Here is a 15,251-nt window from a genome sequence, read left to right as displayed (position 1 = left end):
AACAACTAGCATCCAAACCCAACCCAAGGTGAGGAATTTCGATGAGCAACCCTGGGGAATTTCAGCGAGCGGCGTCAGCATACCTCCACGAGGTTGAATCGAAGAAGAATGACGCCCACGAAGCCTCAGTTGAACTGGGGTTTCAAACGGAGCCGGGTGTCGGAATCGAACCGACGACCACTTCTTTACAAGAGAAGCGCTCTACCGACTGAGCTAACCCGGCGGTGCCCGAGAGAATAGTGCTAATCGAGAGTCCGGCTAACCGAGTTCCCCGCGAACGCGGCCGATCTCGAACATTGCCAGAGCGGCTGCCACGGAGACATTCAGACTCTCGAGATCCGAGCGCATCGGGATCGAGGCCACCACATCGACACGATCCTCCACCAAGCGGCTCAAACCCCTGCCTTCCGCGCCGGCGATGATCGCAACGGGTTCGGTCAGAAGCGGGAGGCCGAACAGGCTCTGCGAAGCGCCGGCAGTCAACCCGACCGTCCAAACGCCGGTCTTCTTCAACCTGGTGATGGTGTCGGCAATCGAAGAGACAACGCATACCCGCACGTGTTCCAGGGCTCCGGCGGCGGCCTTGAAGGCGGCAGGCCCGAACGGAGCCGACCGCCGACCTCCCGTGATCAACGCCTGTACGCCGGCCGCATGCGCCGAACGCGCCACCGCCCCGAGATTGTGCGGATCCTCGACATGGTCGAGCACCATGAGGGCAGCCGGCGTTGCCAGCTCGATTGCATCTTCAACCGAAACGGTGGCAAGCGGACGGCATTTGGCGACGAATCCCTGCGGCACCTCGGTGAGGGCATGGACCCGAATGTCATCGACGACCTCATACGGCACGCCCGAGCTGCCCACCATTCCCTCGAGATCATCGCGACGGCGGCGATCGACGAACAACCGCTCGACCCGCCCTGCTTCGACGGCGGCCCGTACGGCGTGGACGCCCTCGACGCTATCCCCGATGCCAGCGGGCGCCATCGGCCGTATCCTCCACGATCACTCCCAGCTCGGCCAGATCGTCGCGAATGGCGTCGGACGCAGCCCAGTCTCGTTCGTCCCTCGCCTGCGTACGTTTGGCGAGCAAGGCTTCCATCATCTGATCGACGGGTCCGGCGACGACCCCAAATCGGCCCGCAAGCGCGGCCAGCGCCGACTCGACATCTTCGCCATCCGTCAGCGCAAGGTCGAGGCCGAGCACCTGCACCATCGTGGAGAACACCGCAACGATCGGACCCACCTCGACTCCCTCGTCGAGCCGGCGGTTGCCTTCCTTCACCGCTTCGAACATGGCGGCCAGCGCGTCCGGAGTATTGAAATCGTCATCCATCGCGGCAGTGAAGCGTGCGAGCAGTTCCTCGTCCGCGACGGCCCCCTCAACCTCCGACCGCCTGCCGAATGCGCGCAAGCGCTCGAGTGCAGCGGCTGCATCCTCCAGGAGTTGCTCCGAGTACTCGAGCGGCGATCGATAGTGGGCGCGCAGGTAGAACAGCCGCACCGTCATCCCGCCGAACCGATCGATAGCCGTGGCTAGGTCGATCACATGGCCGGTCGATTTCGCCATCTTCTCGCCGCCGAGGTTCAGCATTTCGTTGTGCAGCCAGTAGCGGGCAAACGGCGAGGCACCCGCACCCTCCGACTGGGCAATCTCGTTCTCGTGATGAGGAAAGATCAGGTCGGTTCCCCCACCGTGGATGTCGAATCCGTCTCCCAGGTACTGGGCCGCCATCGCCGAGCATTCAATGTGCCATCCGGGTCGTCCCTCGCCCCACGGCGAGGCCCACTTGGGCTCTTCCGGCTTGGCCGCCTTCCACAATGCGAAGTCGAGCGGATCACGCTTGTTCTCCCCGATCGCCACCCTGGCCCCCGACAACAGACCGTCGAGGTTGCGGCCCGAGAGCTTGCCGTACCCGGGAAGAGAGCGAACAGAGAAGTAGACGTCACCGCCGGCCGCATAGGCCAAGCCCCGATCGATCAAGTTCGAAATGAGACTCAGCATCTGGTCGATGTGCTCTGTGGCGCGGGGTTCGATATCCGGACGTTCAATACCCAGGGCGCGGTAGCAGGCGTCGAATCGAGCCGTCATCTCTGCCGCCAGGTCGGCGACCGCCATCCCGCGTTCGTTGGCAGCCGCGATGATCTTGTCTTCTATGTCGGTGACGTTCTGCACATGCGTCACCTCGAAACCCTTCCATCGGAAGTAGCGGCGGATGACGTCGAACGCAACTCCGGCTCGGCCGTGCCCTAGATGTGGTTCCGACTGGACGGTAGGACCACAGACGTACATAGAAACCTGGTCCGGATCCCGGGGTACAAAGGTTTCGAGGCTCCGACCGAGAGTGTTGAATACCTGCATGGGGTAGCAGATCCTAGGGCACCACCGAGGCGGTAACCACCGCCACCGCCGCCACTCCTTCGTCTCGCCCAATGAAACCCAATCCATCCGTCGAAGTGGCTTTGACGGACACCGACTCGATTCCCGTCTCGAGCACTGCGGCCAGTCGTTCACGCATTGCCGTGCGATGGGGAGCAATACGGACACGTTCTGCAATCACCGTGACGTCGAGATGGGCGATCGCCAGTCCTGCACCGGCGAACCGCTTGAACACGTCTGCAAGAAGCACCATCGAGTCTGCGCCCGACCACTTCGAGTCGGATGACGGGAACAGCAAACCGAGATCACCCAAGGCGGCGGCTCCCAGCAGCGCGTCGGAAACTGCGTGGGCCACCACATCTGCATCGGACGTACCGACCAGCCCGCGGTCCGGGTCGATTATCCTGCCGGCCAGCAACAAGGGGCCCACGCCGCCGAAGGCGTGTACGTCGTATCCCCATCCGACTCGTATCACAGCAGCGACTCGAGCACGCGCAGATCCTCCGGATAGGTCAGCTTCAGATTACCCGGGTCTCCGTCGACCCACCCGACTGCCCCTCCCATTGCTTCAACCATGGAGGCATCGTCGCTGGCATCACCAACGAAGAACGCATGCGCTTCCATGAGCGCGGACAATCGAAAACCCTGCGGCGTCTGAGCGGAAACGAGATTCGTCCGGTCGCAGGTACCGACGACGGCCCCGCCTGCAATCTCTTTCAAGGTGTCGCGAACCGGAACGACGGGGACAACACCGTCGACATCGCCCTGCTCGAGACGTTCGATCACACGCGCGACCAGCCCGGAACTCGCCAGAGGACGGGCCGCGTCGTGGACGAGAACATAGTCAACACCCTCAGGGAGCCGGCTCAAGCCTGCCGCCACGGAATCTCGACGCCGCTCCCCGCCCGGGACGCCGCCCTCCACCGGGCCGACCAGGATCACCCCATCGACCCCACCGCTGAGAAGGGCCTTCTGTCCCCATCGCCAGAGAGGCACACCGCCGAGTTCGATGTGCTGCTTCATCCCGCCAAATCGACGGCCCAGGCCTGCCGCAACGACCACCCCCCAAACGATCATGAGGCTGGTCGGGCAAACAGCATCCGGCCAACTGCAGTTCGAGTAGTACTCGTCACCACCACCTCGAGATCCTGGCCGATCAGATTGGACGTCTCCTCGACCACCACCATCGTTCCATCATCCAGATAGGCGATACCCTGTCCGGCCCCCTTCCCGGCCTTGGCGATCGTCACGGTCATGGTCTCGCCGGTACTCACGATCGGCTTCAGCCGCTCACCAAGAACACTCGGATTCAGCACGGTAATGCCGCGCAGTTCTGCGGCCTTTGAAAGGTTGTAGTCGGTCGTCACCAGCCGGGCGTTGGAGAGCGCCGCCAGATGGAGCAATTTGGCATCGACGTGCTCGAACTCGAGAACGTCCTCCTCGAGCACCGTGAACTCGCCTGTGGCGGAATGCAGTGCTTCGAGCGCCTCGAGACCTCTCCTGCCCCGCCTCCGAATACCACCGTCACCGGAATCCGCCAGGCCCTGGAGTTCGTCGACAACAAAGGCAGGAGCCCACAGACGGCCCTGCACGAGGCCGGCCTGCACGAGCGCCAGGAGGCGCCCGTCGATAGCCGCCGAGGAGTCGATCAAGTAGGCCCGCTCTCCCTCAAGAAGGCTGTGGCTGCGCAGAGGCCCGCGGGTCCTGAGGCCGGCCACGGCGAGGAGATCCTCGGAGCGGGCCATAAAGACCCGGACGGCCACCAGGATCAGCAGGAGGGCAACCAGGGCTGCCAACGGCCACCCGATGGCAGGAGGCAGCAGCAGCACAATCGGAATCGAGGCGACGATCCCGATCAGCAATCCGGTCACGACCCCGAATGCCCCGGCAAACAGGCTGGGGCCGGATACCCTCGCCACCAAGCGTTCAGGCGCCGTCTCGAGACGAGAACGAAAACTCCGGCCAAACATGCCCCCGCCGACATACCCGACTCCGGCTCCGATGACGGCTCCGACCACAGAAGCAGTGTCAGATACGCCGAGTGCATCCGGGAAACGGGCGGATAGCGAATCCCCCAGTTGGAAACCGGCGGCGGTAAAGACCAGCGTGATCAGCAGGCGAACGGCCTCAACGACCACGGCAGACCTCCGTTAGCTCTCTTCGATCTCGACCTTGGGTAGTGCCCTATCGAGTTTCTTCGTTGCCTCTTCATCGTCGATTGCCAAAGCGAACTGAAGCTCGCTGGTGAGGGTTAGCCTGGCTTTGCTCAACATGCGTTTGAGGGCAGGCGAAATGCCCTTCGTCTGCTGAGCGAACGTGAGGTCACGAACGACCTCGGCAACCTGATAGATGTCACCACTGGTCATCTTCTCGTTGAGTACTTTGTACCAGCGAGACCAGTTGCTGCCCGCTTCCTGGGGCTCCTCCTTGAAGAGCTTGAACACCCGCCCTGCGGCAGCCTTGGAGATGACGGGGCGGATGGTGTCTTCGATGTTGTCGACCGGCACGAAAACCGTGAGTTGGTCGGTGGCAATCTCGAGTACGAAGTAGTCACGCTTCTCCCCCGCCACCACCTGCTTGACCTTCTTGGTGATGATCGCGGCACCGTGGTGAGGGTGCACAACCTTGTCGCCCAGGCCGAATGGCGACGGCCTCTTGCGACGAGGGGCAGGTTTGGCGGCCGGAGCGCTCGCCGCATCGGCCGTGGCATCAGGCTGGCCGGCAACAGGTCGCTTCGCAATGGGCTTCTTCAGCACCGCCGGCCTCAGCTCGGCCTTGGCGGCCGGCTTCCTCGCCGCGGGTTTCTTCGCAGCAGGTTTCTTCGCTGCAGCCGTCTTGGCAGCAGGCTTCTTGGCAGCAGGTTTCTTCGCCGCAGCCGTCTTCGCAGCAGGCTTCTTGGCAGCAGGTTTCTTCGCCGCAGCCGCCTTGGCAGCAGGCTTCTTCGCCGCAGACTTCTTAGCGGTCGCCGTCTTGGGGGCGGCAGGTTTCTTTGCGGATGCGGGTTTCTTCGTGGCCATGCACACTCTCGTCGGGGGCGGAACAGTGTACCTCGCGCAGAGCCGGGCTCGTTAGTCGAGCGAGGTGGATTGCCACATCTGGGTGCGGTCGACCATGCGGTCGAAATAACGCCGGATCTGCTCAGCGCGGGCTGCGCCGACGCCTTCCACGCGCTCGAGGTCAGCAGCTGAAGCGGCCAGCAAGCGCTGCACGTCGCGGAAGTGACGAACCAACGAGGTCCGGACGAAATCAGGAAGCCTTGGAACATGGGACAGAAGCCGAACCCCGCGGGCTTCCGCCTGCTGGTCGGGTTGATCGAATCCGAGTGCCTCCGCAACCCGCTCGGCACTGGTCAAATCCGCCATCGGTATTGCTTCGAGATCGTTGAGAGCCCCACGAATCACATTGGCCCGATTGGGGCGAACGTAGTCTGCCAAAGTCAGTTCCCTGAGCTCATCCACACCATGGATCAGGTCGGCAATCTGAAGAACGATCAGGCCCCCCTCGTCACCCAGACCTACCGCATCTTGCTTGATCTCCTGCCCGATCCTGCGCACGAGTTCAGACCGCTGCAACACCGTGAGGACCGTCCGGAAGGTAACGAGGTCGGCTATCTCGGAGCGAGTGAGGATCTCCTCAGCGTCTTCGAGCCTTCTGCGGAACCGATCGAGCGTCTGGAGCGATTGGTTGACCTTGGCGGCGACAAGCGTGGGACTCAAGAGCTCGTGCTTGGTTCCATCGATGAAGAGGGTCGCCATGCGTCGGTCCTCACTCACGCTCAACACCGGCCTGCGGGTCTGCTGTGCGGTACGTTCCGCAGTTCGGTGTCGTGCGCCGGTCTCATCCGTACCGTATTTGGGATTCGGCAGCAGGTGCACATTCGCACGCAGGATTTGTCCGAAGGAATCGTCGATGATGATCGCCCCATCCATCTTGGCCAGCTCGGCCAGCCTGGCAGGAGTGAAAGCGGAGTCGGAGAGTTCAAATCCGCCGCTGCACAAATCTGCCACTCCCGCGTTGAAGCCGAGGATGACGAGGGCACCATTCCGCTGCTGAATGATTCGCTCCACAGCCTGCCGGAGCGGTGTGCCCGGCGCCAGACGCTCTAGGACATCTTGGAGAGTGAGACGCGCAACCATCGACAGGAATCTACTACACCCACCCGAGCCTCAGCGTCGCGTCATGTGAACCGGGTTCCGTTCCCTCCCAGGGTTCCGAAGCACCTACCCGGCACTCATCTCCCCGGCGTATGGCCTCCGTCGGGCAGCAAACCCGCCCACTCCAGGGCCTCAGCCAGCGAGCTCACATCGGAGGGCGCGACGATCCGCTCGACGCCCAGCCGGTTGGCTTCCTCCCGGCGCCTCGACTCATGCGGCACCGACCTGATCTCCCCCGTCAAGCCCACTTCACCCCAGGCAGCCAGCCGACCGAGCGGTTTATCGAGCAGCGAGGAGACGAGTGCGAGCGCCAGCGGCAGATCGATCGCAGGCTCGGCGATCCGGAGACCACCCACCAGCCCGACGTAGACCTCCCGGTCGTAGAAGGGAATCCCACCGTGGCGCGCCAGGACTGCGATCAGCTGGTGAAGTCGGGCGGACTCGATGCCACGAGTGCTACGACGCGGCTGGACGAACTTGGTAGGAGCGACCAGCGCCTGCACCTCCACCAGCACCGGCCGGCGGCCCTGCACAGCTGGAACGACGACGGACCCGGCCACCGTGTGACGCCACCCGGCCAGAAACACTGCGGATGGGTCATCGACCTCGACCAACCCGACGGTCGCCATCTCGAAGAGGCCGACGACGTGGGTCGCCCCGAATCGGTTCTTGAGACTCCGCAGGGTGCGGAGGCCATGCTCGGACTCGCCTTCGAGATAGAGGACGACATCGACCATATGCTCCAGCAACTTGGGTCCGGCGATGCCGCCATCTTTGGTGACATGACCGACCAGAATCACCGCCACGTTCCGTTCTTTTGCGAACCGCGTCAAGCGCGCCCCACACTCGCGCACCTGGGCGATCGAGCCGGGGCCGCTCCCGACCTCTGCGGCACTCACCGCCTGCACGGAATCCACGATCAAGAGGTCCGGGCGCAACTCCCCGGCAGCCGCGATGATGGAATCGACGTCCTCTTCCGCGAGGAGAAACACGTTGTCCGTGGCAACGCTGAGGCGTCGGGCCCTGAGGCCCACCTGGTCTTCCGATTCTTCAGCGGTGGCAACGAGGACCTTCCCGCCGGCATCGGCGAGGCTCCCGGCGACCTGAAGCAACAGCGTCGACTTGCCGACGCCGGGTTCACCGCCGACAAGTACCACGGATCCCGGCACGAGACCACCACCGAGCACACGATCCACTTCACCGATCCCGATCCTGGCGCGCTCGATCGTCCGGTTGCCGGCAACCTGCAACGGTGTCGGCACCGGGATTCGCGCAACGGACCTGGCACGGTCGTCTTCGATCAAGCCCAGATCGGACCGGCACTGCGGGCAGAAGCCCATCCATTTCCCGGATCGATATCCGCACTCTCCACATCGAAATGTCATGGAGCGATCCTATCGGCGGCATGGGACACAAGAGCAAGTGAGCTATCTGCCAACCCGCACCAGCCGCGAGCCCTTGCTAGGGCTTCGCGCGTCCTCGAAAATGCCAGAAAGCGAGGCCGGCCAAGGCGGCCACCAACACTACGAGACCGACGATATTTGCCGGTGTCCAGGTTTCCGTCGTTCTGATCGCCCACAGCACCATCAATGCATGGCACAATAACGCCCGAAGGAAGGACTCTGGTTGAGCGAACATACCTGCACCAACTGTGGCGCCCAGTTCAAGGACGATCAGTTCTGCCCGCAGTGCGGCCTATGGGTCGATCCGCTTGCGGACAGCGAGGTCGAGCAATTCGATCTCGATGACACCCCACCCGACAACTACGTGGAGGAAGGCGACTACGGAGTGGCCTCGATTCCCTATACCTCCCTCACGTGTCCGTCGTGCGGCGCCGCCAACCCGGAGACCAACCGGCATTGTGAGGAGTGCGGAGCGAGGCTAGCGCAAGGCCCCCTTCCCGTTGCCCCACAACCATTCCTCCAGGCGTCGGCGGGTGTCAGGGCCGCCATAATGATCACGGGCGTCCTGCTCGGAGTGCTGCTGATCGCCTGGATCTTCGGGGCTCTCACCGGCGACTCGACCGATGACACCGTCGTGGATGGAGCATCGAGTACGAGCACTACATCGGCGACGATCGCCGCCACCCAGAAGCTGCCGGTGCTGCTCATCACCTGTTCATCCGAGTTCGTCAGCCTGCCGTGCGACAACCTCAAGGACGGTTCTGTTGAGACCTACTGGAATGACTTGAGCCTCAAAGGTGAGGGCGCCGAGTTCGTGATCACCTTCGGCACCCCCGTCCAACTCGAGACGATCGTCATCATGAATGTCACCGACGAGGCGAAGTTCAGGCGGAACTACCGGATCAAGGACCTGGAGATTGTCGCCGACGACGTGACCTCGCCGTTCAACTTCACGCTGGATGACAAGTCACAGCCACAGTCGATTCGCATTCAGACACTGGCGACGACCGAACTCACGATCCGGGTGACCGGGGTGTATGCCGCGGAGGCCTACACCGATCCGGCGACGGGAGAGGTCGGCATCCCGTTTTCCGAGTTGGCACTGGCAGAGTTGGAGTTCTACGGCAAACCGGGGCGTTGAGCACCGCTCAACGCCCCTTCAGAGTTCTAGGTTCTAGGTAGTGGGTCGTGCCCAAACCGCCAGGTGTTCTCGCCGGAAGAACCTACAACCCATATCCGATTACCTGATTGGGCCTATTCCTTCACGTACGGTTGACCGTCGGCCGCCGGCGGGCGGGCCCGGCCGACCACTCCGGCTACCACGATCACCGTCACGATGTAGGGCGCCATCAGCAGGAACTCACCCGGTATGGGCGTCTGAAGAATGGCCAGCTTCGCCTGGAGTGAATCGGCGAAGCCGAAGACAAGTGCTGCCCCGAGAGCTCCAACGGGATGCCACCGACCGAAGATCATTGCTGCCAGGCCGATGAAGCCGCGGCCGGCCGACATGTTCTCATCAAACGCACCCGCCGAACCGACCGTGAAGTATGCACCGCCGAAACCGGCAATCATCCCCCCGAGAATCACGTTGAGGTAGCGGAACCGGAACACGTTGATGCCCAGCGTGTCGGCTGCCTTTGGATGCTCCCCCACTGCCCGCGATCGCAAACCCCACCGGGTCTTGAACAGCGCGAAGGCGATCACCGCCACCAGCACATACATGCCGTAAACAAAGAAGTTGTGATTGAAGAAGATCGGTCCGATGAACGGGATATCGCCGAGCAGGGGAACCTTCCAGGCCCGGAAGATATCGACGCGGTTCAACGTGTCGGAATTCTCCACGAGAATGGAACTGGTCAGAAACGAGGTTATGCCCAGCGCAAAGATGTTGATGACCACCCCGGCAATGATCTGGTCGACCCGGTACTTGATCGCCAGCACAGCCAGAGCGAACGCCAGCAATCCGCCCACCAGGATTCCCGCCAGAATCCCCATCCATGGTCCTGCCACCGACCCGATCAGGGCGCCTAGGAAGGCCCCAGACAGCAGCATGCCCTCGATGCCGATGTTGATCACCGCCACTCGTTCGCACATCACACCCGACAGTGCTCCGAACGTGATCGGCACGCTCTTGACCACCGTCAGCTGCAGCATCCCCACCAGGCTGAAAGACTTGCCGGCCGCCGCCCACCCAAGAAACGTGAAGGCGATCAGCGCCATGGCAAGGCCAAGCACGATGTTGGTAGCTTTCCCAAAACCTCGGGTCAGTTGCATGCCGCCCAGAAAGGCCAGAAGCGCGGCGGCGGTGTAGGAGAGCCCGGCCGCGGACAGAATGAGATCCGGAAGCTGGAACCGGTCTTCTGCGGCGGCCAGCCGGAAGGTCGCATCACCCTCGGTCCCCATGGCGAAGACGACCAGCACGAAGGCAGCCAGCAAGAGATAGATGACTCCGATGATGCGTGCCCGTCGAATCTCCGCCGGAGATCGAAGCACTCGCTGTGCCGTTGCAGTTGCAGTAGCGGCGGTCATGTTGCCCACCCCCGTGTGATTTGCTCGGCCGCCTTGACGGCCCTCACCCGGAATATGGCCCGGATCAGTTCCGGAGCTGCAATGAACACCACGATGAGGGCCTGAATGACCAGGATCAGGTCGATCCCCACATCACTCGCCACCTGCATCTGCTGCCCACCCGCTCGCAGCGCACCAAACAAGATGCCGGCCAGAACCACGCCGAACGGATGCGACCGCCCCAGCAGGGCGAGGGCAATTGCGTCGAAGCCGAGATTGGCGCTGAAGCCGGGGGTGGCGTTGCCGAGCACCCCGAGGATCTGAGTCGAGCCGGCCAATCCGCCGAGACCACCTGCAACCGCCATGACCAGGATGTAGGCCCGCGTGACGTTCATGCCGGCGTATTTGGCTCCGTCCGGATTGGCTCCTACCGCCCGGACCTCAAAACCGACCGTTGACTTGAACAACAACCAGTACACCCCCCAGGCAGCCAGCAACGCCACGATGATCCCGGCATTGAGCCGGTACTGCGGGTCTATCCAGCCGAGCAACTTGGGAAGCCGACCAGATTCCAGTACGTCCTTGGAGATACGATCGGGCCGACCCTCCCGCTGAATGAAGGTCGTCTTGAGGGCGTAGTCGACGAACCGAATGGCGATCCAATTGAACATGATGGTTGTAATAACCTCGTGTGCCCCGGTCCTGGCGCGCAGCCAGCCGGGAATGCCACCCCAGATGGCCCCACCAATGAAGCCGCCCAGGATGGCCAGCGGTAGATGGAGCCAGATCGTAACGTTGAACTGAAACCCGACCACGAGGGCCAGCATCCCGCCCATGAGCATCTGACCTTCCGCGCCGATATTGAAGAGCCCGGCCCGAAATCCGATGGCGACGGATAGCCCGGCGAGTATGAGCGGAGTTGCCCAGGTGAGCGTTTCCGAAACGCCTCGAACCGAACCGAAGGCGCCGGTGAACAGGCCGCCGTACGCGTCTCCGATCCGGGCGAAGGTCTGCCGGAAAGCCTCACCGGCGTCATCGCCCCACATGCCGAGCAGATCGATGTCCGAGAGTGCAATGATGATGGCCCCGATCACCAGGGCCGTGAAGACGGCCAGTACCGGGACCAGGATCTGGGACCGCCAGTCACCCTCTGCCCCTGTGATGCGCGCCCAGATGCGCCGATCGGGGCCGTTGGCAGCCGGCTCGGTGGCCATTCCTTCCCCGTTGGCCGGGTCCTCAGCCTGCGGGCCCGTGTGCTCGTCGCTCATTTCTCAGTCACTCCTGCCATGAACAATCCGAGTTGTGTCGTGTCGGTCTCGTCCGGGCGGCGCTCGGCCACGATCTTGCCCCGGTACATGACGAGGATGCGATCGGAGAGGGCCATGACCTCGTCGAGTTCCGTCGAAACAATGAGGATTGCCCCACCCGTGTCGCGCTCCTTGACGATTCGCTCGTGGATGTACTCGATGGAACCGACATCGAGTCCACGCGTTGGTTGCGAAGCAACGGTGAACTTCACGTCGCGTGAAAACTCGCGCGCCACGATCACCTTCTGCTGATTGCCTCCAGACAGATTGCGGACTTCGACCTCGATCGAGGGGGTCCGTACGTCGTACTCTTCCACGAGTGATCTGGCGTTCTCTCTCGTCCGGGCCCAGTCCATGACCACGCCGCTAGAAAACGGCTCGTCGTAGTAGCTGTCGAGCACCAGGTTCTCGGCAACGGTAAAGGTCAGCACGAGACCGGACCGCTGCCGATCTTCCGGCACGTGGGCGACGCTCTTGCGGTGGATCTCACGCGGCGTGTCGTCGGTCACCACCTCACCGGACAGCCGGACGACTCCCGACAGGGCCGTCCGCAACCCGGTCAACGCTTCAACGAGCTCGGTTTGACCGTTGCCCTGCACACCGGCGATACCGACGATCTCACCGGCGTGAACGGTGAATGAAACTCCGTCAACGTTGGGATGATTGCGGTCGTCGAGGACGACCAGGTCTTGCACCTCGAGAACGGGGGCACCGGGAGTCGCCTCCCCCTTTGCCACCACCAGCTCTACCGGCCGGCCGACCATCATTTCAGCCAGTTCTTCTTTGCTAACGCTCTTCGGATCGGCCTCCCCAACAACCCGGCCCCGCCGCAATACGTTGATACGATCGGCTACCTCGCGAATCTCGTCGAGCTTGTGGGTGATGAAGATGATCCCCTTACCTGCGTCACGAAGGGACCGGACGATGCCGAAGAATTCCTCGACCTCCTGCGGGGTGAGCACCGCGGTCGGCTCGTCGAACACGATGATCTCCGCCTGTCGGAACAGCACTTTGATGATCTCGACTCGTTGCTGGATACCGACCGGGAGGTCTTCGATGACGGCTTCTGGATCGACTTCGAGGCCGTACTTGGCGGAGATCTGGCGGACGTCGCGGCGGGCCTCCTCCATGTTGAGGATGCCGGCTGCCCTGGTCGGTTCAACGCCCAGAACTACGTTTTCGGCGACTGTGAACACCGGAACGAGCATGAAATGCTGATGGACCATGCCTATCCCGGCGGCGATGGCGTCGCCCGGCGACTGGAAATCCTGCACGCGCCCGTCGATCAGGATCTCGCCTTCGGTCGCCGAGTAGAGACCGTAGAGGACGTTCATGAGCGTGGTCTTCCCGGCCCCGTTCTCCCCAAGGAGGCCAAGAATCTCCCCCGACTTGATTTCGAGATTGACTCGATCGTTGGCCAGGACTCCCGGGAACCGTTTGGTGATTCCCTTCAGCTCGAGTTCCACCCACTCCTCCTCTCGACCAGCACGAGGCAGCCTAGACGAACGAGAGCCCCCTCGTGAAAGAGGGGGCTCTCGTTGTTTGTGCTTCTCGCGTTCTTTTAGCCGGAGATAACGATGTCGAGCGAACCATCGATGATGGCCGCCTTGATCGCCTCGACTTCAGCCTTCAATTCGGCGGGAACCAACGAGTCGGCATCATGGAACGGAGCGATGTCGATGGCACCGGTCGCCATCGTGTTGACGACGGTGCCGCCGGCAAACATGCCGTCGACGGCCGACTTGATGGTGTCGTAGACCGACACATCGATCTTCTTCAGCACGGACGTCAGGATGACGTCGGAGAACTGTGGAACCGACAGGAACCAGTCGGAGTCCACACCGATCACCCACATATCCCCACGTTCCTGAGCCAGCGCCGCCGAGCCTTGCCCGATCTGTCCGCCGACGGGCAGGAAGATGTCGGCACCTTCGTCCGCCAAACTCACGCTGAGCGTCCTGGCGTCCTCGATGCTCTCGAAGTTACCGGTGAACAGACCTTCCTTGGTATCGGGATTCCAGCCGAGCACCTGGACATCGGTGCCCTTCTCCTGGTTGTAGTAACGAGCACCCCAAACGAAACCGTCCATGAAGTCGGTCACGGGTCCGCCGATGTCGACACCACCGTAGGTGGCAATCGTCCCGGTCTGGGTCATGGCTGCGGCAACGTAGCCCGCCAAGAATGCACCGTCTGCGGTTGCGTAGACGTGGGCGGCAATGTTGTCGACAACCGGATCGTACGCGTAGTCAACGATCGAGAACGCAACATCCGGATTGGCCTGGGCGGCGGCGAGCGTGGCGTCGCCGAGCAGGAACCCGACGGTGACGACCATATCGCAGTCGTCGGCGATCAGAGAGTTGATGTTCGGCTCGAAATCTGCTGCAGACTGAGATTCGAGAACCTTCACCTCTACACCGAGTTCCGCTTCGGCCTTCAGGGCGCCTTCCCAGGCGCTCTGGTTGAAGCTGCGGTCGTCGACACCGCCGGTATCGGTGACCTCGCAGGCCTTGTAATCGACCATCGCGGCGGCGGTCGTGTCCGTGGTGTCGGGCGCCATCGTGGTATCCGTGGTGTCGGGCGCCATCGTCGTGTCCGTGGTGTCGGGGGCAGCAGTCGTATCCGTCGTATCGGGAGCAGCAGTCGTATCTGTCGTGCTGTCGCCGCAGGCGGCCAATACAAGTGCGAAGACCGCGAGCAACGCCACGATCTTCATCCATGTCTTGGATTGCATCAAGGGAGTCCTTTCCTAACGAATGGTGAGAGCTATGCCCACCTCTGCCATTCTACCTTCCCGAAAGCCGCCTCAGGCCGTTGCGCCGGTTGGAGGCTGCGGGAGCGGTGAAGGTTTCACGAGGTAGATCCAGGGGATGGAAACCAGGGTGACCGCTCCCTTGATGAGCACGTTCGCCCAGAAGATGCTCAGGAGCACACCAGTCGCCAGACCCTCTGATCCCGGCAGCCACCCCCCGAAGGCGAGCCACACGAACAGGGCAGAATCGATTGGAATGGCGATGCCATTTGACGAGAGGACCCGGCCCCATTGCCATCGTTCCCCGAACCGATCTGCCCACCTCTGATAGACCTCGGTATCGATCAGTTCCGCGACGACCTCGGCGATGATGGATGCGGCCACGATCGTCCACACCGGCGCCAGTACGGAACCGAACCCGGTCTGCGTGCCGACCTCGAGATCGGCCGGGAGCTCAGCCACGAGCCGGAACACACCCGCCATGACGAGGTTGATGCCCGCCGCCAGGAAGATGAGCAATCTGGCGACCTGTTTACCGGCGAGCTTGTGAACCAGATCGCGAATCGTGAACGTGAACGGATAGATGAGCGTTCCACCGTCCATGGACAACCCGGCCACAGACACGATCCTGAGGCTGGCGATATCCGCCAGCAGTTGGGCGGAGATGTAGGCCGCCACCACAATCGTGAGGACCCGGTAGGCGCGGCGCAGATCGCTCGAGGCAACGGTCATAGGGTTCGGGAGTGTAGCGAG

General features: G+C 62.6%; 14 protein-coding genes and 1 tRNA gene. 1 reads left to right on the top strand and 14 read right to left on the bottom strand.

Going from position 1 to position 15,251, the window contains the following annotated elements:
* Window positions 1-150: 150 nt before the first annotated feature.
* The 9 genes from P1T08_07850 to radA all read right to left on the bottom strand — a co-directional run bounded on the left by P1T08_07850 (window position 151) and on the right by radA (window position 7,916).
* Window positions 151-223 (bottom strand) — tRNA-Thr (locus P1T08_07850).
* 35 nt (window positions 224-258) lie between these two features.
* Window positions 259-984, bottom strand: coding sequence for a 23S rRNA (guanosine(2251)-2'-O)-methyltransferase RlmB (gene rlmB / locus P1T08_07845; protein MDF1595993.1), 726 nt, complete (start codon window positions 982-984; stop codon window positions 259-261).
* Entirely contained in the window at window positions 959-2,359 is a 1,401-nt protein-coding gene (gene cysS / locus P1T08_07840; GenBank protein ID MDF1595992.1) for a cysteine--tRNA ligase, read from the bottom strand. Before cysS ends, rlmB begins: the two co-directional genes overlap by 26 nt.
* Before the next feature lie 13 nt (window positions 2,360-2,372).
* The gene (gene ispF / locus P1T08_07835) at window positions 2,373-2,852 is read right to left on the bottom strand and encodes a 2-C-methyl-D-erythritol 2,4-cyclodiphosphate synthase (GenBank protein MDF1595991.1); all 480 of its coding nucleotides are present in this window, start codon (window positions 2,850-2,852) and stop codon (window positions 2,373-2,375) included.
* Window positions 2,849-3,454, bottom strand: a complete 606-nt coding sequence (locus tag P1T08_07830; GenBank protein MDF1595990.1) for a 2-C-methyl-D-erythritol 4-phosphate cytidylyltransferase — start codon at window positions 3,452-3,454, stop codon at window positions 2,849-2,851. Before P1T08_07830 ends, ispF begins: the two co-directional genes overlap by 4 nt.
* Window positions 3,451-4,515 (bottom strand): TRAM domain-containing protein, encoded by a 1,065-nt coding sequence (locus P1T08_07825; GenBank protein MDF1595989.1) that lies wholly within the window; start codon window positions 4,513-4,515, stop codon window positions 3,451-3,453. The genes P1T08_07830 and P1T08_07825 overlap by 4 nt, the downstream gene beginning before the upstream one ends.
* Before the next feature lie 12 nt (window positions 4,516-4,527).
* The gene (locus P1T08_07820; GenBank protein ID MDF1595988.1) at window positions 4,528-5,394 is read right to left on the bottom strand and encodes a CarD family transcriptional regulator; all 867 of its coding nucleotides are present in this window, start codon (window positions 5,392-5,394) and stop codon (window positions 4,528-4,530) included.
* Between the two features lie 51 nt (window positions 5,395-5,445).
* Window positions 5,446-6,513, bottom strand: a complete 1,068-nt coding sequence (gene disA, locus P1T08_07815) for a DNA integrity scanning diadenylate cyclase DisA (GenBank protein MDF1595987.1) — start codon at window positions 6,511-6,513, stop codon at window positions 5,446-5,448.
* Between the two features lie 95 nt (window positions 6,514-6,608).
* Window positions 6,609-7,916 carry a DNA repair protein RadA gene (gene radA, locus P1T08_07810; GenBank protein ID MDF1595986.1) on the bottom strand — a complete coding sequence of 436 codons (1,308 nt, stop codon included), beginning with the start codon at window positions 7,914-7,916 and terminating at the stop codon, window positions 6,609-6,611.
* A gap of 241 nt (window positions 7,917-8,157) precedes the next feature.
* On the opposite strand from radA, the gene P1T08_07805 reads away from it, so the two are divergent.
* Entirely contained in the window at window positions 8,158-9,075 is a 918-nt protein-coding gene (locus P1T08_07805) for a hypothetical protein (GenBank protein MDF1595985.1), read from the top strand.
* A gap of 113 nt (window positions 9,076-9,188) precedes the next feature.
* On the opposite strand, the gene P1T08_07800 is transcribed toward P1T08_07805, so the two are convergent.
* The 5 genes from P1T08_07800 to P1T08_07780 form a co-directional block, all read right to left on the bottom strand.
* The gene (locus P1T08_07800; GenBank protein MDF1595984.1) at window positions 9,189-10,463 is read right to left on the bottom strand and encodes an ABC transporter permease; all 1,275 of its coding nucleotides are present in this window, start codon (window positions 10,461-10,463) and stop codon (window positions 9,189-9,191) included.
* Window positions 10,460-11,710, bottom strand: a complete 1,251-nt coding sequence (locus P1T08_07795; GenBank protein MDF1595983.1) for an ABC transporter permease — start codon at window positions 11,708-11,710, stop codon at window positions 10,460-10,462. Before P1T08_07795 ends, P1T08_07800 begins: the two co-directional genes overlap by 4 nt.
* Entirely contained in the window at window positions 11,707-13,215 is a 1,509-nt protein-coding gene (locus P1T08_07790; protein MDF1595982.1) for an ABC transporter ATP-binding protein, read from the bottom strand. Before P1T08_07790 ends, P1T08_07795 begins: the two co-directional genes overlap by 4 nt.
* 95 nt (window positions 13,216-13,310) lie before the next feature.
* Complete coding sequence (locus P1T08_07785; GenBank protein MDF1595981.1) at window positions 13,311-14,480, bottom strand: BMP family ABC transporter substrate-binding protein; 1,170 nt, start codon at window positions 14,478-14,480, stop codon at window positions 13,311-13,313.
* A 72-nt stretch (window positions 14,481-14,552) separates the two neighbouring features.
* Window positions 14,553-15,230 (bottom strand): queuosine precursor transporter, encoded by a 678-nt coding sequence (locus tag P1T08_07780; GenBank protein MDF1595980.1) that lies wholly within the window; start codon window positions 15,228-15,230, stop codon window positions 14,553-14,555.
* Window positions 15,231-15,251: the final 21 nt, after the last annotated feature.

This window comes from Acidimicrobiia bacterium (genome assembly GCA_029210695.1).
In the GTDB taxonomy this organism is placed as follows: Bacteria; Actinomycetota; Acidimicrobiia; order Spongiisociales; family JAHEDJ01; genus JAHEDJ01.
The sequence above is the reverse complement of the archived record's forward strand: the minus strand, read 5'-3'. Positions and strand labels throughout refer to the sequence as shown.